This is a genomic window from Cylindrospermopsis raciborskii Cr2010 (genome assembly GCF_003367075.2).
Classification (GTDB): Bacteria; Cyanobacteriota; Cyanobacteriia; order Cyanobacteriales; family Nostocaceae; genus Raphidiopsis; species Raphidiopsis raciborskii.
In genome coordinates, this window is record NZ_CP065936.1 from 1594066 (window position 1) to 1619831 (window position 25766).

Genomic DNA, 25766 nt, shown 5'->3' on the forward strand with positions numbered 1-25766 from the left:
AACTATTATAACTATTTACAAATATTTATGGTTTGATGTGAAAGTTTCAGGTGGCAATTGTTTCCATTAGAAAACATTCTAAAAATATCCTAAAATTCTGTCAAAATATCCTCCCATATGGCATTGTGAAAATAAGCAAAATATAGTTTCCTGTAAATTTGATGTCTCTTTTGATATCTCTTGAGTTTGTAATTGTATTGCCCAGTATTGCTTAACCTAGTATCAAAAAAACAAAAATCCGGGGTTTTTATGCATATACCAGATGGATTTATTTCAGTACCAGTAGCAACAACTACTAGTTTAGCTAGTGCAGCTGCATTATTTATATCATTCAGGCGATCGCAAACTGCCTTTGGAGTACGTCGAGCTCCCTTATTAGGACTAACCACAGCCTTTATATTTGCTGCGCAAATGGTGAATTTTCCCGTAGCTGGAGGTACGAGTGGACACCTTTCAGGTGCTGCATTAGGAGCAATAATTTTAGGCAGTCCTTGGGCGGGAATTCTCTGTTTAGGGACGGTTTTGATTATTCAAGCTGTGTTGTTTGCCGATGGTGGAATTACTGCTTTAGGAGCTAACATTTTAAACTTAGGAGTAATTGGGGTTTGGGTAGCATGGATATTAACCCAGACTTTACAGCGTTTGCTGGGTGGTTCTGTACAACGTTTACCCCTAGCAGCAGGTATAGCAGCAGGAATTAGTGTAGTAGTATCAGCGATCGCCTGTGCTATTGAGTTAGCGATTTCTGGGACAGCACCGGTGAATTTAGTCTTACCTACAATGACGGGTATACATATTCTAATTGGTATAGGGGAAGGATTAATTACCGGGGGTGTACTAGCGTATTTAGCCAGATCACGTCCAGACTTACTACCAGGAGAGGAAGAGAAATTTCGGGGTTGGTTAATACCAGTGGTGAGCATTTTGCTGATTGCTGGAGTTATATCCTTGTTTGCTTCCGCATGGCCAGATGGCTTAGAAAAAGCAGCGGAGAATTTAGGGTTTATTAAATTGGCCGAAGAAGTCAGAATTGTGGTACCCACCCCCTTTGCTGATTATGAAATTAACGGATTAGGGCAAATTGGTACAAGCATTACTGGTTTGTTAGGTGCAGCATCTTGCTTTGCCGTAGCCTTTGGGATTGCTAAGGTGATTAAACCCAAAAATGCTTAAAATATCCTTGCCATTACGCTTACAACTATCCTTAATTGTAGTCATCGGAACGGCTTTTTTAAAGTATCACAGTTGGCTGCAATTATACATTTATGGAGCGATCGCTCTAGTATGGGTGGTGATATTAGGGGTAGAGATAGTGAAACTGGGTGGGTTACTGGGTGGGGAATTAATTTTCCTGTGTTTGGTAGCATTACCCCTAGGGTGGGAAAAGGCCAGTTTTTTATTAGTTCGTTCTCTGATTTGTTTAATAGTGATGAACAGCTTTTTACTTACCCTACCACCCCACAGTTTTGGCATTGCGCTCAAAGGATTACCCATTCCTCTAGTATTAAAAGAAAATTTACTCCTAGCAGGACAATACCTAGAAATTCTGCTGGCCGAAATTCACCGGATGCAGCGCGGTGCCCAACTGCGTGGTTTAAGTGGTACTAGGGGATGGTTACGTTATGCTAGTGCGGCTATGATTGGTGCTTTGTATTTAAGGACTTTAGAAAGAGCAGAGCGAGTTTATGCTGCTATGATTACCCGTGGTTACAACGGTCAACTTCCCATGGATTTCCAACCTAAACCACAAGAACTTTTGACAATTATTTTAGTAATTGTTATTGCTAGTTATATCACTGTTAGTTCATATTAAAGTAATAAGTTTTGACATCCTTAACCTCCTATTCTTCCATAACCCACTTGTTTCCTGAGACCCTTGTCCTAGAAGTGAAAAGTCTAGTGTATGCTTATACAAATAAGTGTACAATCTTAAAAAATATTTCATTTAAATTAAAAACAGGCGATCGCGTGGCTTTAATTGGTGCTACTGGTTCAGGGAAAAGTACTCTTTTAGAAAACCTAATTGGGTTAAAGTATCCCCAGAGTGGCACAATTACCATCAATGGGGTTCCGGTGGAGCCAAATACCGTAGCAAAAATACGTAAACAAATTGGATTTGTCTTTCAGGATGCCAATGATCAACTGTTTATGCCAACAGTATTAGAAGATATTACCTTTGGACCACTCAACTATGGTGTTGCACCAGTGGTAGCTAAAGAAAAGGCCAGACAACTACTAGCTGATTTTGGTTTAGAAAAATATGCCCATCGTTCCCATCATGAACTATCTGGAGGTCAAAGACGTTTAGCTGCAATTGCATCAGTATTAGCTTTAGAGCCAGAAATCTTGATTTTAGACGAACCAACCACCGGACTAGATCCTGCATGGAGAAGACATTTAGCCCAAGTCCTATTAAAATTGCCCATACAGGTTCTGTTAATTGCTTCCCATGACTTAAACTGGTTGGGTAAAGTCACCCAACGTGCGTTAGTGCTAACAGATGGTAAAATTCAAATAGACCGTCCAATTCAACCCCTGTTAGCAGATGGTAAAACTCTAGATGACTTGGGTTTACCGGTAGGTTGGTGAGAGAAGCAGAAGAAGAAACAGATAAAAACTATTTTATCCCTATAAATTATGCGTAAGAGTATGGCATGCCTTTGTCTATATATAGGTTTTCTGGTCACCGGTTGTACTCAGAGTAAAGTCTCCCAGTGTCAACAATTATTAGAAGCTGTGAGTGAGGGTAGTATGATGATTGATCAAAGTAAGGGTTCTCAAATTGCAACCAGTTTAAAACTAGCGCAAGACTTGGGAAACACGAGTAAAGCAATTAAAAAATTGCACCTAACCGATCCACAACTGCAAAAATTCCAGAGTGACCTGGGCCAAAATTTTGCTGGTCTTAGCCATTACATTGGTAAAGCTGCTAAATCTCTTAGTGAAGCAAAGAAAACATTAAACTCCCCATCTGGACAAGAAAAAATTAGGTACGCTAAAAGGGGAATAGAGTCATCCTTAACTACAGCAGAAGCAGCTGGTAAGCAATTAGACACTTTGGGAAACAAATTAAACAAGTACTGCAACCCAAACAAATAAAGCGAGTGAACCTGTAATCATGAAAGCAGAAGTAATAGAATTAATAGTGAAAGTTATCCAGGTATTACAAATAAATATCAGATGGATGACATGGAACTTATTTTTAGCATTTATCCCCTTAGTTCTAAGTATTTGGTTATTTCGTGGGAGACAAAAACCATCCTTAGTTTGGTGGCCAGTATTTTTAGTGTTCTATGCTTTTCTACCCAATGCTCCCTACCTATTAACTGATGTCATTCATCTGATTGATGACATTCGCAATATTCCATCAATTTGGGTAATTACACTAATCTTAATTCCCACATATTTATTAGTCATCCTGGCTGGATTTCAAGCTTATGTTATTTCTCTCATTAATTTAGGTCACTATTTGCACCGGATCCAGGGGAGTTCATGGATTCTGCCAGTAGAATTAATTACCCATATACTAAATGCTGTTGGCATTTATTGGGGCCGTTTCTTACGCTTTAACAGCTGGGATCTAGTTACTCAACCAGATACAATATTAACTAAAGGTATAGAAGAATTACTAGGAAAACAACCGCTAGTAATTATCCTTATCAGCTTCATAATTCTCTGGGCATTATACTCATTGATGAAACAAATTACCCTAGGAATTATTTCTAGACAAGAAAGAAAAGTTTCCACTCAAGATAATATCAGGATAGGAAGGCTATAAAAACCTTAGCAAAAAGTTTATCAAAGCTTTAAAATTTCTGGAGATAAAGTTACTATTATAGTCCTGACATAATATATATCAGAGTGAATCTGTTAGTTGATTACACAATAACTACATAATGTCTGCCAAAAATAGACATTAGAAGAATCTCTATATATATAGTTTGAATATTAGAGGACTTGTCTAGTGACCACAACTATTCTCAATGATAAATCGATGGTTAATACCCAGACAAAAAAAAGATTTGATATAGGAAAAATATCAAAAATTCTCTCATATCGGCGCTTTTTGATCATGGGTATTTCCTGTGGAGTAATTTCAGTTACAAGTCTGATTGCTGTTATCACGAAACCCATGTATCAAAGCTCCATGCAGGTCATGATTAGTGATGATTTGGAACCAGAGTTAAGATCTAATCAGACTTCTAATAAAACTGACTCTTATGGTCACCAAATGAGGTTTTTGCTCAGTGGCAAGATTTTACAAAAAGCAGTGGATTTACTACATAAAGATTATCCAGATATTCAACTAAAAGATATTAGAGACAAGGTTGATTTTGGCACAGATGGGCGGTTAGAAATTAGACTTGCTGATAATATTTCATCAACATCTAAAGTTAATAACCCCATATTTGTTATTTCATTTAAAGATTCCAATCCAGTCAAAACACAAAGAGTGCTACAAGCTCTAGAAAAGGCTTATCAAGATTATAATCTGGAAGTAAAAAATCAGCGTCTTAGTCAAGGAATGAATTTCGTAAATAGTCAATTGCCAAAATTGCAAACTAATGCTTTAGCTGCAGAGAAAAAATTGGCTATTTTTCAAAAAAAACATAGTCTTATTGATCCACAAATACAAACGAAAGTCTTCTTCCAATCTTTGACTGATATTCAAAAGCAACGAGAAAATTATAGGTCTCAAATTAAAGATTTAGATGCAAGAATCAAAGATATAGAAAGAAAACTCTTATCTTTCCAAAACCAACAAAGTTTCGCCAGTTTAAATGATGGTAAAAATTATCAAAACTTGGTTGCAGAAATTAGAAAGACAGAAGCTAACTTAGCTCAACAACTTTCTCGTTATACTGAAAGCTATCCGGTGGTAATTAGGCTCAAAGAAAAACACAAAATGCAACTGGAGGTTCTGAAAAAAGAACTACAACTTTCCCAGGTCAATAACTCAACAAAGGATAAATTAAACCCCGAATATATTGCAGGAATAGAAAAGACATTATCCGAAGACTTATCCCAGTTCAAAAAACAACAAATTCAGCTGGTTGAGCAGGATAATAAATTGGCTAAATCTGAACTTGAAATTCGCGAGCTTTTGAGTAAATTTCCGGGGATTATTACAGAGTATAATCAGCTATTATCAGCAACAAAAATCCAGAGACAGAATCTCGGACAAATGCTACAATTTCAACAGTCTTTGGGAATGAAAATTGCTCAAAGCAGTTTTCAGTTGGAAGTTTTAGAGACACCAAATATAGGAATTTATATTGGTAACAGAAAATGGCTATTGATTCTGGGAGGAATAGTAACCGGACCAATTTTGGGTATTATTGTAGTGTTGGTACGGGAAATGTTCAACCGGGCAATTATTTCACCCCTAGACTTACAAAACATTGCCAACATTCCTTTACTTGGTTCTCTCCCTCAATTAGGCACATCTATTTTTAAAAATAGTTGGAAAAGCAGAATCAAAACTAGATTAAAAGAAATAATTCAACGAAAACAAGAAACAGCAGCAATTGCAGAAAATACAAGGGATGTAATTAGCTTATCCGGTAATCGGAACCTGGATATGATTTATCATAATCTGCAAGTCAGCCATAATTCCCTGCCATTTAAATCTTTAATGTTGACTTCTGCATTACCAGGAGAGGGTAAAACAACTTTGGCTATAGGCTTAGGTGCTAGTGCGGCAAATATGCACCAAAGAGTATTAGTTATTGATGGAAATTTACGCTCTCCCCAATTGCACAAAGTTCTGTCAATTCATAATGATTGGGGTTTATCTCTGTTATTGCTGGACGATATCAAGACACAATTTGCCAATTATGTTCAACCCATTCATCCCCTGATTGATGTTCTCACCGCAGGACCACAACCAGATAATGTAGTTAGTTTATTGACATCGGGAAAATTCCAGGAGTTACTGGAAGTATTGGATGGTATTTATGACCTGGTAATTATTGATGCTTGTTCCCTATTGGATGGTGTGGAAGCTAGAATTATGGCATCGGTTTCTAATAGTATTGTCATGGTGGGAAAAATTGGACAATTAACTCCAGATCAACTCATACAAGCTAGGGAAATATTGAGCGATTTCAATTTAATTGGTATTGTCTCTAATCAATTCCACCATTCTGATACCAACTTTAATTTTTAACCCTGTTGAACCTGGGAAATAACCAGCAGAAAATTGCCTAGCACAGAAATTTCGTGTAAACTGGTAAAAGCTTTTAACTTCAATTATTAGTATTATTAGCATGAAAAACCAATTACACTTGAATACTTTACTAAACTCTTTATCTCCTTACCGTTGGAGCAAAAATTGGTGGATAGCTATTATTTTATGGTTCGCTTTCACCGCTCCCGCTCAAGCATCCGTTATTTTGCGTATAGCTATCGAAAAGGAAGTTGAGCAAATTAAGGTTGGTGCATCCACTACAGCTGTGGTTAAGGATGGTTCTGGACGCAATTTAGGAGAACTAACAGGTAGTAATTCCTATGCAGCACAGGCAATTCCAGGAGGAGTAGCTTTAGACAGATGGCAGTCTGGTTTATTTTGGATTGAACCTACTGCTAAAGGATATGTCTACATAGGCGATCGCTGGTTTCGTGGTAGAACTCTTATTGTACCCACGGGAAAAGGTATAACTGCTATCAACTGGGTAGATCTAGAAGAGTATCTCTACAGTGTGGTTGGTGGAGAAATGAGCTCTAGTTGGCATGAAGAAGCTCTCAAAGCCCAGGCGATCGCAGCTCGTACCTATGCTTTGTACAAGAGAAAGGAACAACGGAACAATCCTCTCTATGACCTAGGGGATAGTCCTGATAGTTGGCAAGTTTATCACGGTGTAAGTAGTGAATCTCGTAGAACCTATAGTGCGGTTGATAAAACTGCAGGTCAGGTTCTCACCTATGAGAACCAAATTATTCTTTCAGCATTTCACGCTTGTTCTGGTGGACATACGGAAAATGTGGAGGATGTATGGGGGAACCCTCTTCCTTACTTGCGAGCAGTTCAAGATTTTGACCAAAACATCAGGGAATGTAACTGGAACACCACTTTCAGTTCGGAAGAAATTAGTGCCCGTGTTCCCGGTGTGGGTAATGTGAAGGAAATAATGATTGAGTCTTTATCTCCTTTTCGGAGTGTTAAAACCTTAAGAATTGTTGGTGATCAAGGAAGCAAGGTTCTCAAAGGTGAAGAAGTTCGTACCATCCTCAAGCTTAGAAGCACCCGTTTCACGGTGAATAAAGATGTAAATGGTAACTTTGTTCTACAAGGATTAGGTTTTGGCCATGGTTTAGGAATGAGTCAATGGGGAGCTTATATTCTAGCCAAAAATGGATTCAACCACTTACAAATCCTAGGATACTACTACAAGGGTGTAGCTTTAACTCCGATTAAGGCCAAGTAGAGTTCACAATTCTCCTATATCTCCCCAAAGCTAGTAAGGGAAAATACTGTTGATAGAGATGATATTTGAGATAAAAATGACCGGGGAAACCAGTTCCGGTAAAGTATGACTCATCCCAAGTACCGTCTAATCTTTGGGTTGTTAATAAGTAATTAACAGCTTTTTCCATAGTGGCCAAATCAAACTTTTGCTTTGCTTCACCAGCAGCAATTAGTCCCATTAATCCCCATGCGGTTTGAGATGGTGTGCTATCACCTTTTCCCTTAAAGTTGGGGTCACCATAACTCAAACAGGTTTCACCCCAACCACCGTCAGGGTTTTGTACTTGTTTCAACCAGTTGGCACCTTTTTCTATATTACTAAGATATTTCTGGGGATTAATCAAGGCCAAAGCTGATAGTACACCACTAGTTCCATAGATATAATTAACTCCCCAACGTCCAAACCAACAACCTTCTGTTTCTTGCTCCCCCAGCAGATAATTCATAGCTTGATCTAGCTTCTGGGATGGGATGGATAGTTTACAAACACCCAACATTTCAATTACCCTAGCGGTAACATCCGCAGTATTAGGGTCAATCATAGCTTTCAAATCACCGTATGGGATATAATTTAGCCATTCTTGGTCATTATCAATATCAAAAGCGGCCCAACCCCCGGATTTGCATTGCATGGATATAATCCAATTCACAGCTCGTTTAATAGCTTGTTTTTTTAGATTTTCATTGGGTAATTTGGCTTGATGTAAGGCCATCACTACCACAGCAGAATCATCCACATCAGGATAAAAGCGATTGTGGAATTCAAATGCCCAAGCACCAGGTTGGCCTTGTTTATTTTTGACAGCCCAGTCTCCATAATCTATTATTTGCTTATCTATTAACCATTCCCCAGCTTTAACAATTACTGGGTCATCCGGAGCCATACCCGAATCAATTAGGGCCCGAATTGCCCAGGCTGTGTCCCATACGGGAGAGACACAAGGCTGCACGCAGTAGCTGTTATCTGTTTCGATGACAAAATTATCAACCGCCTTTAAACCTCTATAAATAATTGGGTCGTCTGCTTTATAGTTTAGACATTTTAAAGCTAATAGGGAATTTAACATGGCAGGAATAATTCCTCCCCAGTCCCCCGTAGACTCTTGACGCTCTAAAATCCATTTCTCTGCTGCTTTTATCCCCTGGTCTCGCAATGGGACTAAATTTAAACTTTCTGCCAATTTGAACCCATCATCTAATAGGGTGAAGATGTCTGACCAATCATTGTTTTTTGGCAGTTCCCACTGCGCATTATCTATTCCTTCAGCATATAGCTCATCTAAACTAATGGGAGAATCTATATCAAAGACTGGTTTTTGATTAAAGACTATTAATAATGGTACTGTGCTAGAACGGGCCCAACTGGAAAGCTCATAAATATTGAAGGGGAAATAATCTGGTAATAGCATGACCCAGGGCGGTAATGAAGGTAACCCTCGCCAGTTATAACAACCGATTAATGCTAGATGTAATTTGGTGAAAATGCGGGTTTTACTAATGCCACCTTTTTTTAAAATCCAGGATTTAGCTTTTACCAGTGCTGTATCCGTTGCAGGTACTCCCAATAATCTTAAGCCCATATAAGCTTCCACGCTGGTACTAAGATCTCCCCCATCTCCATAGTATAGTTCCCAACCACCATGTTCTCTTTGTTGGCATCGCAAATAATTTTCAATTTTATATAAAGCCCTATTTTCACAGGTTCCCCAAATTTTATGTAACAGTAAAACTTCTACAGTAATAGTCACATTTGACTCTAGTTCACCCCACCAATAGCCCTCTGGTCTCTGGATTGACAATAGATGCTCTTGACTAGCTGCGATCGCCTGGGTAATTTCCTTAATATTTGTCCTAGGTTGTGTTTGCATAAAACGTTGATTTTAACAGATCCCCCTCCGTGGAGTTTTGCCACCTAGCCTTGGTGATACCTATTATATTATCATATTTATCTATATTCGAGTATATTTCTGATGAAACTAATACCTTAGAGAAGCGGAGATGGAACAAATTCTATTAGGTTTGATGGTTTTATCCTTAGGGACTTGGTTGTTTTTGCTTTTATTTTGGGGGCAGTTTTGGCGGGTAGATCAACTATTAAAGCCCATAACCCCTACAACAAATAACTTCACATTTTTACCTAGAATTTGTATAATAATTCCAGCACGTAACGAAGCATATTTTATAGCCACAACCATAAAATCACTTTTGTTACAAGACTATCCAGGTGAGGTGAATATATTTCTAGTGGATGACCAAAGTAGGGATGGTACGGCCGATTTTGCCAAGGAAGCAGCTTATGCAGTTGGTCGGGTTAACCAAGTAGAAGTTGTGACTGGTAGGGATTTACCCACAGGTTGGACTGGCAAAATTTGGGCAATGGAACAGGGTGTGCAAAAAGCTCTGGAATTAAACCCAGATTATTTTTTGTTTACCGATGCGGATATAGAACATCATATAAGCAATTTAGGTCAATTAGTCCACAAAGCAGAAACAAAAGGTTTAGATCTAGTATCTATAATGGTCAAGCTCCGGTGTCAAAGTTTTTGGGAAAAACTATTAATACCTGCTTTTGTCTTCTTCTTTCAAAAACTCTATCCCTTTGCTTGGGTCAATAATCCCAAAAAATCTATGGCTGCAGCAGCGGGTGGATGCGTTTTAATTCGTAAGCAAACCCTAGAAAAAATTGGAGGACTAAAAACAATTAGTCACGCTTTAATTGATGATTGTTCTTTAGCCAAAGCTGTGAAATCCCAGGGGGGAAGAATTTGGTTAGGACTAAGTTCCCTAACTGTCAGTTTACGTCCCTATAATTCCTTAGAAACTATTTGGAACATGGTAGCTCGCAGCGCCTATACTCAGCTAAGTTACTCTCCCTTACTATTAATGGGTAGTGTGTTGGGTATGGTGATAGTTTATATCTTACCTGTGGTGGGAATCATTATTGGTTTAGGTATAAATAATGTGCTGATTTCTCCCCTGGGTTTAATAACTTGGCTATTAATGAGTTTTGCTTATTTACCCATCATTATCTTTTACCAATGTCCTCTCTGGTTTGCCGGGTTTTTACCCCTAATTGCCCTCTTTTATACCTTTATGACCGTAGATTCAGCTTATCGTCATTGGCAAGGTAAAGGTGGTAGCTGGAAAGGTAGAGTTTATTAGGTGGGTTTCCTGGAGAAAGTCTAATATTTAGTAGTAATTGTCGGGATTTGGGCAAAAATCAACGATTATTATGTTATGGGTTTATGGGTGACCGTCGTCTATTACTCAATCAGGTTTCATTGAAGTTTTCATGAGAATATTTTTCTGGCGTTCTGCATGCAATATACTAGTCACCCTTTCCCTATTGGGACTGACGGGAGCTTCCGATCCTATCAGCAGTCAAGATAGGGAACTGAAAATTGGCATTGTACAACGATTTGCTTCGGTTAAGACGGACAAATTAAACCTCAAAGCTACTTCTGGTGACGATTTAACGCTAAAATGGCAGACAAATGATGGACAAAAAACTGTGATTTCTACTGCTAACACTGTTGAGCTGATTCCAATTATGGAAACTCTCAGACAACCCCAAGTGTGGGAAGTATTGGTGCTGGGAGATTATCGGACTTTTGAAACAGCAGAAGACAGTGCCAAAAAGTGGCGTTCTCAGGGTCTGGAAGTGGAAATAGCCCAGCCAGAACGTTGGCAAGTTTGGGCAAAGCGAGATGTTTATAGTACTCCTTTACTTAGACGTTTATTATTGAATAGCATTCATACATCCGGTGATAAACTACCTTATTTAAATACGCAGGTTATTAAACAAGTAGCTAGGGTAACCTGGGAAGTTAATGGTCGTCAATACACTAGTAGTTATCTGGAAATTACTAGTCGCAAGGGAAAGATATGGGTTAATAATAACCGAAAACCCGGTGGTAAAAAACTTTTTCCTGGTAATTTGTATTTACAACCTAATGCCTATGGTAGCTACTCTTTGGTAAATCTCGTAGGTGTGGAAACTTATTTACGAGGAGTTATACCCTATGAAATTGGCACAAAAGCACCCGAAGCAGCTCTTGAAGCTCAAGCAATTATCGCTCGTACTTATGCCCTACGCAATATACATAGATTTGCTGTGGATAACTATCAGCTATGTGCGGATACCCACTGTCAGGTATATGATGGATTGAATGGCGCAAGTAAAAAAACCGATCAGGCGATCGCCAGCACTAGAGGTAAAGTGTTAACCTATAAGAACGAGCTAGTGGATGCTCTATATTCTTCCACTACGGGAGGTGTAACAGCTTATTTTAGTGATGTTTGGAATGGGGAAGATCGTCCTTATTTACGTCCCGTGGTAGATGGGCCTAAAGACATTTGGAACCTGTCCCAGAAAAGTTTGGCTGATGAAGAGAATTTTCGTCAGTTTATTAGTTTGGAACAAGGATTTAACGAAAGTAAATGGGATGTATTTCGTTGGCGTAGAGAAACAAGTTTAGAGGATATTACTAAAGATTTACAAAAGTTTCTAAAAGCGAAAAATAGTCAGTATGCCAATTTTAAGAATATTGAAGCGATGTCCATTACTAAAAGAAGTCCCAGTGGCAGAATTTTAGCATTGGCTGTCAAAACGGATATTGGAATCTTCGATTTACACAAAGATGAGGTTCGTAGTGCTTTTGCAGCTCCTGTAAGTACACTGTTTTACTTACAACCAATAAATAAGGGAAAGTCTCAGGTATGGGGATATGCTTTTATTGGTGGGGGGTTAGGACATGGAGTAGGTTTAAGTCAAACAGGGTCTCAAAATTTAGCCCAATTAGGTTGGTCAAGTGACAAAATTCTTACCTTTTATTACCCGGGTACAAAAATTGAAATTTTCCGTAGATAAGGATAGACCAACATAATAATACCGCCATACTCTTATAGTCTCATAATCGTAGGGCGGCATTTGATTGGGATAACGGGTAACTTTTAGTAAAGTTCTTCTTCCTTGTGGGTAAATATTTCTACATCTGAGGTAGGATATGCAACACAAGTCAAAACATAACCAGCTTCAATTTGATCATCATCTAAGAAGGATTGGTCAGATTGGTCAACTGAACCACTCTTTAGTTTACCAGCACATGTGGAGCAAGCACCAGCGCGACAAGAATAGGGAAGATCTAAACCTGCTTCCTCAGCTGCATCTAGAATGTAGGTGTCATCAGGAACATCTATTGTATTTGTAGCGTTTTCAGCTTCGTTGATGAGTGTGACTTTGTAAGTAGGCATGTGTTATTCCTCTTTTGTGATCGGGAGTGTGAAGTACAGGCCAATAAAACCAATGGATAGGTTGTCTTTTGAGAACAGCCATCGGTTTTTATTTACCTCAATTTCTGATACTAGGGGAAAAGTTAAATCTTGTAACGAAAAATCTACTACGATTAGTAATGAAGTTCAGTTCCCCGCAAATGATAAGTTTTAGTTATGTAATTGAGTGTGGCACAATCTCCTGCTGGAAGGATGAAGGCCAACCATACAACTCTAGACTTGGCAGGTTTTTTTATGTCTTCCACGGATTTTACACCCCAATTGCGGATTTTAATGGGCAAAGCTGGCATTTCCAGTTTTAAAGATCTTGGTCGCACCGCTGCTATCTCAGACAGGCAAATATTACGCCTACGGCGTGGATGCGTATCAGGGATGAAACTCAACGTGTTGCAGAATTTGTCTGCTACCTTAGGGGTTTCCTTGAATCAACTGGTGGAGATTTTTTCCGATCCTCGTCATCAGATGGAGACTAAACAGCTAGATTCTGACTTGACACGGCAACAACTAGTTCAAATACAACAAGAATACGAGCGATCGCTAGTTAAGCTAGAACAGCAGCGGGAAGTTTTGGAAAAAGAGTTTCAGCAAAACACATTACAAATTATAGAGTCTTTATTATTGTTTTTTCCTACTGCTGCACACAAGGTCAGGGCAAACCCCCAACTAGAAGCAATAAAAATATTACCCTTAGTGGAAAAACCATTAGAAAAACTCTTATCTACCTGGGGAATACAGGCGATCGCATCTGTAGGAGCAGAAGTGCCCTACGATCCCCAATATCAGGAATTGTTGCAGGGTACTGCTGGAATAGGTGAATCTGTAAAAGTAGTTTATATTGGGTATAGGCAAGGAGATAAACTACTTTATCGAGCTAAAGTCAGTAGAATGTAAAAAGTCTTTTGGTGGGAGTTGACATGGTGAGCGTTTATTTTTAGTATGGGATTAGATGGTAAACCTAAACACCGCATCACCCTGTTATTTATGCCTCCTCGTTGGCCACGTAAACCCGACCGTAAAGACCCAGAATTCCGTAAGCTAGATGATCGGATGAATTTTGCCTTTCATATAGCTGTTGCTGCGACCATTAATTCTGGTCTGTGGTTTTTCCACTTTCTCAAATCCACATCTTGGGAATGGTTAACCCCACTAACCCTCCTGTGGGTGGGGGTTATCCTCTTGCACTTGCTCTATATTACATTGATTGCTAATTATGAGGAAGGACAGCAAATAAAGGATTAGATCAGGAGAAATTCAAACTATGGCTAAAATTAATAGTACTGAGTTGTTAGAATCTCTAGCATCAGAAATAGGTGATAATGTTTACATAGATATAGCCAAGTGGCATTTGTATCTAACCGATGCCAAGCTCCATCATCTTTTAGCAGAAAGATGCTATTCCTTGCTGATTGAGCACAGTGTCACAGAAGAACGAGTTTTAGGATTGTTGTCAAGTATCAAGATCCAAATTGGTGGTGGTCGAAAGGAAGTTCCTTTAATTGACCTGTTACCTCTCCAATGTCAAGTTCATTTGGTTGATATATTGGAAAAATATCAACAAGAGTTTTAGAGAACCTCTAATCAACATTGATGCAATTTACTGGTAGTGATCGTGTTTCAACAACTAAACTAGGATAAACAACAAGTATAACTTTTCTCTAAGGAGAGTTGAATATGTTTTTACAAGTCAAAGGTAAAGTAGACCTAGTTAAGATTGTTGATTTTCAGGAACTACTGGACCCCAATAGTAGCATAGTCCATGGAAAAGACCAAGAGGGAGAGGAGGAGCAGGACATGGATATCTATGAAAAACAGGATTTAGTTTTTCCCTCTGGAGAAGAATTACCCAGATGTTGGCGGGATCCACATTATCGGAGTTTGAGATCCAGATAGTGCTGGACGGTTCACAGTTTTTAAAAACATCTACCTGTGTGTTAAGGCACCACGGGTCTGGTTGAAATTGTGACCTACAAAGCAGCTAATTCAGATTCTATTCTTGATGACTGTAAATCTCGACCAATGAAAACTAGTCGGGTTTGTTTTTCTTCCTTGGGTTTCCAGGGGCGATCATAAAATTTGTCAAATCGTGTGCCTACTCCCTGCATGACCAATCGCATAGGTTTATTAGGAACAGCAACAAATCCTTTAATTCTATAAATTTCCTGTTTTTTTGCCAGTTTTTGTAGTGTGTCCTGCAATTTTTCTGGGTCAAAACTACGATTAAAAATTAGATGGGTCGAGTTAATTTCATCATCATGGTCATGATCCTCATCCACGTCATGATGGCTAGGACGCTGATCTAAATTATCTTCAACTGCTGCTTGGTATCCCAACAATATGGATGGGTCAAGTTTACCATAATCGCTGGCAACAATTTTCACTTCCCTGGGTAATTCCTGGGTAACCAATTCTAAAACCTGAGACTTTTGTTGCTCATCAACCAAATCTGTTTTATTCAAAATCACTAAATCAGCACAAGCTAGTTGATCTGAGAACAGTTCTTGTAATGGCGTTTCATGTTCTAGACTGTCGTCTTTTTCTCTCTGACGTGCGATCGCCTGTAGATCGCTAGCGAAGGTGCCCGCTGCAACTGCTGCACAATCTACCACTGTAATCACAGCATCCACCGTAGCAGCGCTACGAATTTCTTGCCAACGAAAAGCCTTCACTAAAGGTTTAGGTAGTGCTAAACCGGATGTTTCAATGACAATACAATCAATAGTATGACGGCGTTTAATTAGCTCCTGCATAGTAGGGTAAAACTCTTCTTGTACGGTGCAACATAGACAACCATTTGTCAATTCAAATATATTAGTATTTTCTTGGGTATTTTCCTGATTTTGGGGATTGGTTGAATTTTCATCTTCTGGACAAACTTGGCAAGATTTTAATATTTCTCCATCTATTCCTAATTCACCAAATTCGTTTACCAGTACTGCTATGCGTCGTCCTTGGTTGTTTTGTAGTAAGTGACGAATCAAGCTAGTTTTACCACTCCCTAAAAATCCTGTGATTACTGTTACGGGTATTTTTGCGGCCATATTGACTGAGTTATTTTTCTACCTATTGATTTTAGCAAAAAATTGACCTAAATTATATAGAAAATTCTCATACCCGAGCTAGGTTGATAAACTCATGATTCGTCGATAATGGGACTCAATTTTGCCTAGAGTGGGTGATTCTCTCCCAGCTTCCCACCCACTGCGGTCAAATAACTCCTGGCGTAATTCGTCAATATCAATAGTTGTCAATTTACCATTAACAACAATTGGTCTACCATCAACCCAAACACTATCAATAACATTTACAGGACGACCTAAAACTAATAAACCAATGGGGTCTGTACGGGGTAATAACGATAAAGCTGTTAAATCATAAAGAACTAAATCCGCTTTTTTACCTACAGTTATAGAACCTAAATGATTATGTACGCCTAATCCCTTAGCTCCACCCAAACATGCCATTTCCACAGATTGCTTAGGTGTAATCCAAGACCTATAGTCTGGATCCGTAATGTTATGTAAAATTGAGCCGATTTTAATTGCTTCTAACAAATCCTGAGAATCATTACTAGAAGCACCATCACAACCAAAAGAGATATTTACCCCTGCTCTAAGACATTTTAAAATCGGGGCAATACCACTACCCAAACGCAAATTACTTAAAGGATTATGAACAATAGTAGATTTAGTTAAGGCTAAAATTTCTATGTCAGTATCATTTAACCAAACACCATGAGCTAAACTAGTCTTTTCATCTAAAAAACCTATTTCTTGTAAATGTTTAACCGCACTACATTCATACTTTTCAGCTGCTAACTTTTCCTGAGCCTTGGTTTCTAATAAATGACTATGACGACTAAGTTGATAGCGATCGCTTAATGCTACACAACCTGTAAATAAAGCATCTGTACATAATTGAATGCCCGTGGGTCCAACTAAAATACTTGTCCCTTTCTCCGGTTGGTGAAAGTTAATTACAGCTTGTTCCACAATAGCTAAAGTTTCATCGGTTGAGCGACAATAATATTCATGACTAGCCAATAATTTCCCCTCTGGCATTCCTGCAGTTAAAGGTTCATCTTGAATTAAAGGTGCAATAAAAGCTCTAATTCCCAATGTTTGATAAGCTCGAACTACTGTAGCAATGGTTTCTAATTCTTGACCTGGAATTAACACCAAATGATCTACAACACTTGTACCTCCAGACAATAGAGTTTCCACCCCGGTACCTAAAGCACTAAGATAGACTCTTTCCATATCTAAGGGAGAAAAATCACATAAGTGCGCTAACCATAACTCCAAAGGTAAGGGAGGGATAATTCCCCGTTGCCATTTTTCTACGGAATGGGTGTGAGCGTTAAAAAAACCTGGTAGCACCAGTTTATCTTGGCCATCAATTAGAGTACCAATGACATTTAAATTTTGCCCCACCTGAGTAATTATACCCTCCATCACTTGAATATCTAGGGTTGTATAACCTTCTTTCACCGGACTTAGGGCATTCTTAATAGTGAAATTCATCATTTTTGCCTTTTTGTAAATTTTACCTTTTTTTAAAGTTAATTCCCTAACTCCCGAATTATTATTATTTGTTGTTTGTTATTGTTTGTAGTTAAAAATTTAGCAATCATTTTGAATGCTGAACCAATCATTATGGAAATGCTGGGGGTGAACTAAGGATTAGTAAAAGATTGACAGGTAAAGTTAAGTCTAGACGGCGTTGTGACTTGTAAAATCAAGCTAGTTACCATTATAACAAAACTAAGTAAAAATTCTTAATTCTATGATTAGTCATCATTGTATTATTCCCGTGATAAAATCTCCTCGAGATTATCAAGCATACCGTATTAGCCCTCACGATACCAATCGGTTAGCAATTATCTTCGATTCCAACACAGCTAATACTTCTTTAACTTGCTGTGTGGAAATTTTTGATATTGGTGGACAAACTCCACCCAATCGCCATCAATGGGCCATAGAAATGTTTTTCATTCTCAAGGGAGAAGGTATAGCAATTTGTGACGGTAAAAAAGTAAATATCAAAGCTGGAGATAGTTTATTAGTACCACCCATGGGGATCCATCTGATTAGAAATACGGGTAAAACTCGTCTTTATATACTTACTGTTATGATTCCTAATGAGGATTTCTCGGAACTGATTAGAAGTGGGATACCTGTAGACCTGGATGTGGAAGATCTGTCGGTTTTAGGAAGACTTTGACCTCCGTCTAAGGACACCCAACCTACAAGATAGCAATAGCGCAACAGAAAGATGTAACTAAAGACATATACTATAGATTCCACATTCTACCATAATAATCATCTTATAGGTATTCCCTTAATTAGAATTGAAAGATTAGCTCAACAGAAATCTATGTCAATAATATGAGGAAGATGAGGAAGAAAAACAACAAAATTTGTAAACAGTCAGGAGTAATTCCCTATCGCCTGTGTGACGGGAAAGTAGAAGTATTATTAATCACCAGTCGTAAACGGCAAAGCCTTGTAATTCCCAAGGGAGGAATTTGTAAGGGGATGACACCACCGGATTCAGCTGCAAAGGAAGCATGGGAAGAAGCAGGTGTAGTTGGTCAAGTTAATACCCAAAAGCTTGGTGCTTATAAATATCGTAAACGGGGCAATATTTATCAAGTTCATCTATTTTGGTTACCAGTAGAAAAAATCTTAGAGGATTGGCCAGAAGCAAGTCAAAGACAGCGAATATGGCTAGATATTAATCATGCTGCTATTATAGTTAAGGAGAACTATTTGAAAAAAATTTTGCAAAATTCCCAAGAACAAGTCAGGGTTTTTACTAGCGAGCGATTAGAAACTATGGGTTTCTAATCGCGTAGATGAGTCAGAGACCTAGAAAATTAAACATTAGCAGACATATTAACTTGAACAACTAAGTCATTGTAATCCCTATCCCCACCACCTCTGAGATCTTCAAAACCAAAGGTGTTGTCTCCTAAAAGTCGAACATGGTCAACCCGATCAGGGTTAGCACCTAAATATGTGAAATATATGTCGGGATTGGAGTTGGCGGAAATATCGCTATTAAGAACAGTGTCGGGTCTGCCATTGACAATTATAAATGGCACATACAGCCCTCCTCCTGATAAGGTACTATTAAAAGTAGACTTATTTCCATCAGGAACATTTAAACCCAAACCACTTAAATGTTGATTAACAGCAGCTTGAATGTAACCAGCGTCTCCCGGAAGCAAATCCGCAGTTCCATCATTATTGGTATCAATGCCACCCTTTTCATCAGTTACCTTATAAAAGCCCACATAATTATCAAAGCTCGCCTCCCTATAAACTGTAAATTGGGCATTTACGGGACCCGTTACCCCGCGTAAATCTATACTTTCTCCCTGGGACTTCTCCTGTAAATTTGCCCCCATAGGTAAGGGTTTAGTAGTAGGTCTAGCTTTGAAAACTAGATCGTTGGACTGCAAGGAAAAACTATTATCAGGCAATTGTGTTACCTGAAGATTTGAAGAGTCTAAAAAAGTTACCTGATTAATTGGCAACAGGCCATTTTTAACAGAATCAGTAGTGCCATTATCTATAACATAGAATCTCAAATTGGGGTTTGCTTCCTGAAACCCTAAGATTCTGGTGACATTTGCGTTATTAAACTCATTAGGTGTTTTGGAAAGAATGGAAAAAACTACCTTACTTCTCGCTAAAGCAGCTTCTGAATAACCAACCTGACCAGGTGCAATACCGTTAATCTTACCACTAGGATCATCAACAGTAAATACTCCTAATTCACGTATGGAAGCAGGAATCTTATCCATAAGCTGAAATTCAACCCTAGTAGTGCTACTACTCAGGACATTATTATTACTGCTCAAGATATTATCAGCGCTTCCCGTTGATGTGGATGGAATGTCAGAGGAATCGGTAAGATCAGATCCCGTTGATGTGGATGGAATGTCAGGGGAATCGGTAAGATCAGATCCAGATCCTTCCGTTGAGTTATTATCGCTATCACCTTCTCCCATAACTCCATCCAGAATTTCATCGGGAGTCCCCTCAGATTCGCTGTTGTTATCTTCAATAACTCCACCGGTAATTTCATCCTCAGTTCCATCAATAGTGAATTCTGCGGTTAAGGATAGTCCTCCCCTATCTGTGGTAATCACACTGATGGTGTAAATGGGCTGATTTTCAAAATCGAGGGACTCCTTGCTGATTAATTGATTATCCTGAATACTAAATAAACCATTGTCAGGATAGTTCTCATCATCGGATAAGCTATAGGTAAAAGAATCATCCGCATTCGGATCCACAGTTGTAAAAGTGCCAATTACATTTGATTCCAGACCATTTTCATCAACTCTATTGTTAGTTTTTAAAAACAAACCGCTAGGAGCTTCATTGATTATGTCGGATTCACCACCATTTCCTTCCGTTACTTCATCAGTAATTTCTCCGGTATCTGTGGGACTATTTTTGCCAAAAACTACATAGACTTCCCCAGAACCAGCAAAGGGAGCGCTGATCAGTATATCACTGACACCATCACCATTGATATCTCCCACACCACTAGCTGAATAACCTAAATTATGGTTTTCTGACTTACCATTGATGATAAAACCTTTGGTATCATCAATTTCCGCAAGATTGATAGCAGAACTAAATTTATCGCCGCCAAAGATTACATAACCTTGTCCAGAATTATCATTATTAGCATCTGCATGACTAGCACTAACCAGAAGATCGTCAATTCCATCACCATTCACATCTCCTAGACCAGTTACAGCCCAGCTTGCCTTATCTAGTTCGCCAATACCGTTAATTACAAACCCATTATTACCATTAAGATTGGACAAGTCTAGTTGGGAACTAAACTGGGTACGGGCACCAAATACAACATAAGCCACGCCAGCTGCATCTATCCCATTGGGATCTGCATCATGGGCGCTGACAATTATATCCCCAATACCATCATGATTAATATCCCCCGCACTACTAACGGAGAATCCTAATTGATCGCCCTCCTGTCCATTGATGACAACCCCATTAACACCATCAAGTTGGGAGACATCTAAGGAAGATGAGAATGATTCCTTCCTACCAAATATTACATAAGCTTGTCCGGAACGGAAACCGTTGAAATCATTAAAGGGTGAGCCAATAATCAAGTCATCAATTCCATCACCGTTAAAGTCTCCACCTCTATTGAGACCAACACCTAAGTAGTCATCTGCTCTAGAACCATTGATAACAAAGCCATTATTGCCATTAAGACTATTGAGATCAAAATTGGGATTACTGGGATTAAATTTCTCGCTACCAAATATTACGTAAACCTTACCAGCTTGATCACCTGTCACTGGGGGATAGACGTAAGCGTTGGGAGGTGCAGCAATAATTACATCATCAAAACCATCTTGGTTGATATCACCTGCACCACTGACCCTATAACCTAATTGGTCTTGAGGATTTAGACCGTTAATAATAAAACCGTTATCACCCAGATTGGAGGGGTTAATAGTGGGGAGAGAACTAAAACTCCTGCGGCCAAATATTAGGTATGCTGCTCCAGAGTCATCTCCATTACTGTCCGCAAAAGGAGCGCCAATGATCAGGTCGTCAATACCATCACCATTAATATCTCCTGCTGCACTTACAGAACGACCTGATTGATCGCCTATTCCACCACCATTAACCGTAAACCCATTGATTCCATCTAAGGTCGAGATGTCTATAATGTTGGCAAAACCGTTGTTGCTACCAAATACTATATAACTGTTTCCCGCATTACTTTGGTCATTGGGATCACTTAAAGGTGCCCCAATAATAATATCATTAATTCCGTCACCATTAATATCTCCAGCATTGCTAATTGAGTACCCTAAATTGTCATCTTTATCATTACCGTTGATGATGGTCAATCCATTTTTTCCATCAAGTGTGGAGAGGTCAACAAATTTTTTAGTCATAATTTCTGTGGTATTTTTATTTGCTTGCTGTTTGCTATTAATTGTGTTTTTGTTGATAGATGTATCTCTCAATCTCCATGGCAAAATACCCATATTCATTGCTTGAATTAGGGAAACAAAAACCCAATTTCAAAAAATTTTCCATGCCAGATGCCTAATGTTTATCGCTAGAAAATGTCAAGGTTTTAAGCTATAAGCAGTGGGTTTGTACATTGACTTTCTATCAAACACCTGTAATAATCATATCGTAGATACAGTGCTATCAATTGTCAAGTGTTCAATTATGAAGTTATTTTGTTATCAACTGTTGAATTGTAAGTTTTTCTTAATGGTTTTACCCAAATAAATAAGGGCTAGGCCCTTATTTATTTTCACCTCTTCCCTAAGGTTCTAGCACGCACTATATTATCTAGCAGCAACTTCAGGATCTAACCAAATAGTTTGTCCCTTATTACCAAAAATTATAGGTTGATCATCACTAATATTCATGTTAATGTTCTTACCATCACCACTAACTTGCACTAATGGCCAGTTTTCTTCTCCTAACTCACCTGAGCGGAATAGCACATAATTGGGTTGTTTTTTGCTCCAACCCAATAAAATGGCAATTTTCTCATGCTCCCCTTCTCCTGGAGGGGGAACTACTGTGGTGGTGGCATTTTGTTGGCGATTCCAAATGACTGCATTATCTGTTACATCTGCTGTGTTGAAAGTGCCCACAAATTTTCTGGCTAAAAACTGATCCCCTTTTTCTGACCAACTAACCGGGACTAAAATCCCTATCTTACCTTGATTGTTGGTCTCTGGGGTAAATTTTCCATTCTTTGATAACATATCAACAGCGTCTGATGTTTTAGCCAGGATATTCAATCTTTTAGTCTGTCTATCTTCAATAAACAACAGACTACTAACCTGGCTATTGTGCATTTCCGGTTCTACTTCCAGTTGTACCCGACTATAAACTGCATATCTACCATCAGGAGATACCACAGGAGTGCTGCGATATTGCCGCACTCCTGAACGTCCCTGACCACCAATTGCTTCCTGGGTCATTACTATCCACTTCCAGGGTATGGGATGGGGACTATTAATGGGATCTGCTGGCACTCCATTGGATATGCTTACCTGCTCTTCTGTAGGTACAATTTGTGAACTTCTTGCATCGGAAGGGATTACACCCGTAGCAATACTTTGATTTGGATAATTTTTACTTTTTGGATGATTAACTCCCTTATCATATATGGCGGATCTATTTGTTCTAGTGCTGGTACTTTCTTCCATCTCCTTCACACCTAACATATTTTCTCTTTCCAGCTTAACTGCATTTTGTTTTTTGTTAGAGATTTTAGATCGGGAAGACACAGAACTGCTTTTATTAGGTGTCTGGGTTACGGGTAAAGTAGGACCCAATTTGACTGATGGGGAATTAAATCCAGATAAATCTTTGGACCCACCCGATTGTGAGGTACTTTTGTCTATTTTTACTTGGGATTGTCTTGCTAAGCTAAAATAGGCTGACGTACTCAAGATAGGTACTACTATTAATATAACAACTACAACCCGATTAAAACGTGGCTGGGGGTGGAACCATCCTGACTGAGGGAGGGATTTAAGCATGGCTTTCACTATTGATGAGATTTAAGGTGCTGGGCAAGTAGCTTTGTGTGTGCAAGGAAGAGTGCAAATGTTATACATAGCAAAAAATGATAACTCAGGAGGGTATTTACCTATCCTACCTAACAAAACTATGGTAGCGTGCACCTTTGTGGTAGAGTCAACTGAGGAGTTGACTTCTCCCCGCTCTAAAGAGACTTAGTTTTAAACCAAGTTTGTCTAGCATAGTACAAAGCGAAGTTATATAAATCCTTTGATTCATGGCAAAGATATTCTATTATGGCTAGAGTATCTTTGTCACCGCTAATTAAAACTTGTTGACATCCAATCAGAAAAACTACCTCCTTAAAACTAACCAACCTCCGATGAAAATAGTGTTTTTTGGCACTCCTAATTTTGCTATTCCCACCTTAAAAAAATTGTTGAATGATTCTAGATTTCAGGTTTTAGCAGTTGTCACCCAACCGGATAAACGCAGAGAAAGGGGGAATCAACTTACGCCCTCTCCAGTTAAAACCTTGGCTAAGGCTCATAATCTGATTGTATGGCAACCAGAAAGAATTAAGAAGGATTCTGGGACCTTGACTAAACTAAGGGAACTTAATGCGGATTTCTTTATAGTAGTTGCTTATGGGCAAATTCTATCTACAAAAATCCTCAACATGCCAAAATTAGGTTGTATTAATGTACATGGTTCAATTTTACCGGAATATAGAGGTGCTGCCCCCATTCAGTGGTCTATACACAAAGGAGAAAGACAAACTGGTGTGACAACTATGTTAATGGATGCGGGTATGGATACAGGAGATATGCTTTTAAAAGCCAGCTTACCAATTGGACTATTAGATAATGCTCAAGTTATTGCGGATAAACTAGCTGAAACTGGTGGAAACCTGTTAATAGAAACCCTAACCAAATTTAGAAATGGAGAGATTACACCAATTCCTCAAAATGATTCCTTAGCTACCTACGCCTCATTAATTAATAAAGAAGACTATTATTTAGACTGGTCAAGAACAGCTATAGAACTACACAATCAGATCCGAGGATTTTACCCCAACTGCATCACCACCTTTCGTCATCAACCTTTAAAAATCGTCGCCACTGTTCCCCTAGAGTCCGCCTACATTCAGGAGTTGCCAAAGGAAATCCAGTCCAAACTTGAGAAAGTGCCTGATTTGTCCGCCCAATTAGCATCGCCAGGATCTGTCCTCAGTATTATTAAAGGATTGGGTGCTGTGGTTCAAACTGGGGAAGGTTGTTTGTGGTTGAGAGAGGTACAACCAACAGGCAAAAAACTTCAGTCGGGATGGGATTTTGTCAATGGTAGTCGTTTGACAGTGGGAGAAACTATTGGTTAGCAACGTAAGAACTACAGGAATCACACGGACCATCTGGGTTGACAGCACAACGAATAATTTCTGAGTGGGCATTATACTTACAATTGGCATCCCCCACTACCCAACGTCCATTTATAAAACTTTTTTCCGATGGTCTTTTAGCTGTTTGAACGTAGATGGCAATTCTATGTAACCTGTAGCGTCCAGTTCGGAACTGATACCTGTGATGGCGTTCTAAAACGGCATAGGTTTTCCCCTCAAAATCTAAATAATTTCCCGGTTGAGGAGCCCAATCAAGTTGTAACTTACCAAGATACCGCTGTGGACTGGTCAAAATTATCTCAGTTGCTAAAGAGTCTGGATGCATAATTTATATATGGCGCTAAGTAGGGAGGCACAATTATTTGTAGGATGGGTTGAGGAACGAAACCCATGCGGGCGTTGATTTTATATTTAATTCCACCCACCCACTTATGGCTAAAGCTATAATATAGATTGAGCGCTAAGTAATTGATGGGAGGCTTTACAATTCTTTAAAATTTCTTCAAGTTGTGGGGGGGGCGGCAAATTCCATACCAGTCAGTCCTTTTGTTGATTAAACCTCCATGGACGGGTTCTTGGGAAATCATTTTGTTGGGGGAGCTTATTAAATTGTTTAAAGTTATGTAGCCTTTTACTTACAGCTTAGCCTGGACTGGGGTAAACTATGCCTTGATATTATTCCTTCTCCAGAGAAGAACACCACCAAAGGAGTAGTTTTTTCAATGTCTCATACCGTAAAAATCTACGATACCTGCATCGGTTGCACTCAATGTGTACGCGCTTGCCCCACTGACGTTCTAGAAATGGTTCCTTGGGACGGATGTAAAGCCGCTCAAGTTGCTTCTTCACCCCGTATTCAAGACTGCGTAGGTTGCAAGCGCTGTGAAACAGCTTGCCCAACTGACTTTTTGAGCATTCGGGTTTACCTTGGGGCTGAAACAACTCGCAGCATGGGTCTAGCATATTAATCTACGCTGACCTATACCTGGGCAAAAAGTAGCAAGAACTGAGCTGGGGAAGAAATCTATGATTTAACTTGATTCTTCTTGGC

Annotated in this window: 24 protein-coding genes; 17 read left to right on the plus strand and 7 right to left on the minus strand. The window is 39.0% G+C overall.

Features of this window, described 5'->3' with window-relative positions; all coding sequences use genetic code 11:
• Positions 1 to 249 precede the first annotated feature (249 nt).
• The 7 genes from C6N34_RS07240 (at position 250) to C6N34_RS07270 (ending at position 7427) form a co-directional block, all read left to right on the plus strand.
• Entirely contained in the window at positions 250 to 1173 is a 924-nt protein-coding gene (locus tag C6N34_RS07240) for an energy-coupling factor ABC transporter permease (RefSeq protein ID WP_006279062.1), read from the plus strand.
• Positions 1166 to 1813, plus strand: a complete 648-nt coding sequence (locus tag C6N34_RS07245) for an energy-coupling factor transporter transmembrane component T family protein (protein WP_057176848.1) — start codon at positions 1166 to 1168, stop codon at positions 1811 to 1813. The genes C6N34_RS07240 and C6N34_RS07245 overlap by 8 nt, the downstream gene beginning before the upstream one ends.
• Before the next feature lie 11 nt (positions 1814 to 1824).
• Complete coding sequence (locus tag C6N34_RS07250) at positions 1825 to 2589, plus strand: energy-coupling factor ABC transporter ATP-binding protein (RefSeq protein ID WP_102939209.1); 765 nt, start codon at positions 1825 to 1827, stop codon at positions 2587 to 2589.
• 48 nt (positions 2590 to 2637) lie between these two features.
• Complete coding sequence (locus C6N34_RS07255) at positions 2638 to 3099, plus strand: hypothetical protein (RefSeq protein WP_072149048.1); 462 nt, start codon at positions 2638 to 2640, stop codon at positions 3097 to 3099.
• 19 nt (positions 3100 to 3118) lie between these two features.
• On the plus strand, positions 3119 to 3778 hold the full coding sequence (locus tag C6N34_RS07260; RefSeq protein WP_115539239.1) for a DUF1361 domain-containing protein: 660 nt from the start codon (positions 3119 to 3121) through the stop codon (positions 3776 to 3778).
• Between the two features lie 186 nt (positions 3779 to 3964).
• Entirely contained in the window at positions 3965 to 6169 is a 2205-nt protein-coding gene (locus C6N34_RS07265) for a GumC family protein (protein ID WP_236107462.1), read from the plus strand.
• A gap of 100 nt (positions 6170 to 6269) precedes the next feature.
• Positions 6270 to 7427: a SpoIID/LytB domain-containing protein gene (locus C6N34_RS07270; RefSeq protein WP_115539237.1), complete on the plus strand. Its 1158-nt coding sequence runs from the start codon at positions 6270 to 6272 to the stop codon at positions 7425 to 7427.
• On the opposite strand, the gene shc is transcribed toward C6N34_RS07270, so the two are convergent.
• Positions 7414 to 9336, minus strand: a complete 1923-nt coding sequence (gene shc / locus C6N34_RS07275; RefSeq protein ID WP_115539236.1) for a squalene--hopene cyclase — start codon at positions 9334 to 9336, stop codon at positions 7414 to 7416. The two genes, C6N34_RS07270 and shc, sit on opposite strands and share 14 nt — an antisense overlap.
• Positions 9337 to 9466: 130 nt before the next feature.
• Here shc and C6N34_RS07280 point away from each other — a divergent pair, with 130 nt between their 5' ends.
• Positions 9467 to 10630 carry a glycosyltransferase gene (locus C6N34_RS07280; protein WP_115539235.1) on the plus strand — a complete coding sequence of 388 codons (1164 nt, stop codon included), beginning with the start codon at positions 9467 to 9469 and terminating at the stop codon, positions 10628 to 10630.
• Between the two features lie 130 nt (positions 10631 to 10760).
• Complete coding sequence (locus C6N34_RS07285; RefSeq protein ID WP_115539234.1) at positions 10761 to 12338, plus strand: SpoIID/LytB domain-containing protein; 1578 nt, start codon at positions 10761 to 10763, stop codon at positions 12336 to 12338.
• Between the two features lie 83 nt (positions 12339 to 12421).
• On the opposite strand, the gene C6N34_RS07290 is transcribed toward C6N34_RS07285, so the two are convergent.
• Positions 12422 to 12721 (minus strand): ferredoxin, encoded by a 300-nt coding sequence (locus tag C6N34_RS07290; RefSeq protein ID WP_115539233.1) that lies wholly within the window; start codon positions 12719 to 12721, stop codon positions 12422 to 12424.
• Between the two features lie 273 nt (positions 12722 to 12994).
• On the opposite strand from C6N34_RS07290, the gene C6N34_RS07295 reads away from it, so the two are divergent.
• The 4 genes from C6N34_RS07295 (at position 12995) to C6N34_RS07310 (ending at position 14650) form a co-directional block, all read left to right on the plus strand.
• Positions 12995 to 13651 (plus strand): helix-turn-helix domain-containing protein, encoded by a 657-nt coding sequence (locus tag C6N34_RS07295; RefSeq protein ID WP_115539255.1) that lies wholly within the window; start codon positions 12995 to 12997, stop codon positions 13649 to 13651.
• Between the two features lie 90 nt (positions 13652 to 13741).
• Positions 13742 to 13999: a hypothetical protein gene (locus tag C6N34_RS07300; RefSeq protein ID WP_040010320.1), complete on the plus strand. Its 258-nt coding sequence runs from the start codon at positions 13742 to 13744 to the stop codon at positions 13997 to 13999.
• Between the two features lie 19 nt (positions 14000 to 14018).
• Positions 14019 to 14327 carry a DUF3181 family protein gene (locus C6N34_RS07305; RefSeq protein WP_057176858.1) on the plus strand — a complete coding sequence of 103 codons (309 nt, stop codon included), beginning with the start codon at positions 14019 to 14021 and terminating at the stop codon, positions 14325 to 14327.
• A 104-nt stretch (positions 14328 to 14431) separates the two neighbouring features.
• Entirely contained in the window at positions 14432 to 14650 is a 219-nt protein-coding gene (locus C6N34_RS07310) for a hypothetical protein (RefSeq protein WP_057176859.1), read from the plus strand.
• A gap of 74 nt (positions 14651 to 14724) precedes the next feature.
• Here C6N34_RS07310 and cobW read toward each other — a convergent pair whose 3' ends face one another.
• Complete coding sequence (gene cobW, locus C6N34_RS07315) at positions 14725 to 15798, minus strand: cobalamin biosynthesis protein CobW (protein ID WP_057176860.1); 1074 nt, start codon at positions 15796 to 15798, stop codon at positions 14725 to 14727.
• 78 nt (positions 15799 to 15876) lie between these two features.
• Complete coding sequence (locus tag C6N34_RS07320; RefSeq protein ID WP_115539232.1) at positions 15877 to 17280, minus strand: amidohydrolase; 1404 nt, start codon at positions 17278 to 17280, stop codon at positions 15877 to 15879.
• A gap of 262 nt (positions 17281 to 17542) precedes the next feature.
• On the opposite strand from C6N34_RS07320, the gene C6N34_RS07325 reads away from it, so the two are divergent.
• Together C6N34_RS07325 and C6N34_RS07330 are read left to right on the plus strand one after the other, a co-directional pair.
• Entirely contained in the window at positions 17543 to 17980 is a 438-nt protein-coding gene (locus tag C6N34_RS07325; RefSeq protein WP_057176862.1) for a cupin domain-containing protein, read from the plus strand.
• A 173-nt stretch (positions 17981 to 18153) separates the two neighbouring features.
• Positions 18154 to 18606, plus strand: a complete 453-nt coding sequence (locus C6N34_RS07330; protein ID WP_115539231.1) for an NUDIX hydrolase — start codon at positions 18154 to 18156, stop codon at positions 18604 to 18606.
• A gap of 29 nt (positions 18607 to 18635) precedes the next feature.
• Here C6N34_RS07330 and C6N34_RS07335 read toward each other — a convergent pair whose 3' ends face one another.
• Positions 18636 to 21812 carry a DUF4114 domain-containing protein gene (locus C6N34_RS07335; protein WP_236107464.1) on the minus strand — a complete coding sequence of 1059 codons (3177 nt, stop codon included), beginning with the start codon at positions 21810 to 21812 and terminating at the stop codon, positions 18636 to 18638.
• A gap of 312 nt (positions 21813 to 22124) precedes the next feature.
• A complete protein-coding gene (locus C6N34_RS07340; RefSeq protein WP_115539229.1) occupies positions 22125 to 23336 on the minus strand; it encodes a hypothetical protein in 1212 nt (403 codons plus the stop codon).
• 362 nt (positions 23337 to 23698) lie between these two features.
• Here C6N34_RS07340 and fmt point away from each other — a divergent pair, with 362 nt between their 5' ends.
• The gene (gene fmt, locus C6N34_RS07345; RefSeq protein ID WP_057176866.1) at positions 23699 to 24694 is read left to right on the plus strand and encodes a methionyl-tRNA formyltransferase; all 996 of its coding nucleotides are present in this window, start codon (positions 23699 to 23701) and stop codon (positions 24692 to 24694) included.
• On the opposite strand, the gene C6N34_RS07350 is transcribed toward fmt, so the two are convergent.
• On the minus strand, positions 24684 to 25040 hold the full coding sequence (locus C6N34_RS07350; RefSeq protein ID WP_057176867.1) for a DUF6464 family protein: 357 nt from the start codon (positions 25038 to 25040) through the stop codon (positions 24684 to 24686). The genes fmt and C6N34_RS07350 overlap by 11 nt on opposite strands.
• A 397-nt stretch (positions 25041 to 25437) precedes the next feature.
• Here C6N34_RS07350 and psaC point away from each other — a divergent pair, with 397 nt between their 5' ends.
• A complete protein-coding gene (gene psaC, locus C6N34_RS07355) occupies positions 25438 to 25683 on the plus strand; it encodes a photosystem I iron-sulfur center protein PsaC (protein WP_071985099.1) in 246 nt (81 codons plus the stop codon).
• The last annotated feature ends 83 nt before the right edge of the window (positions 25684 to 25766 follow it).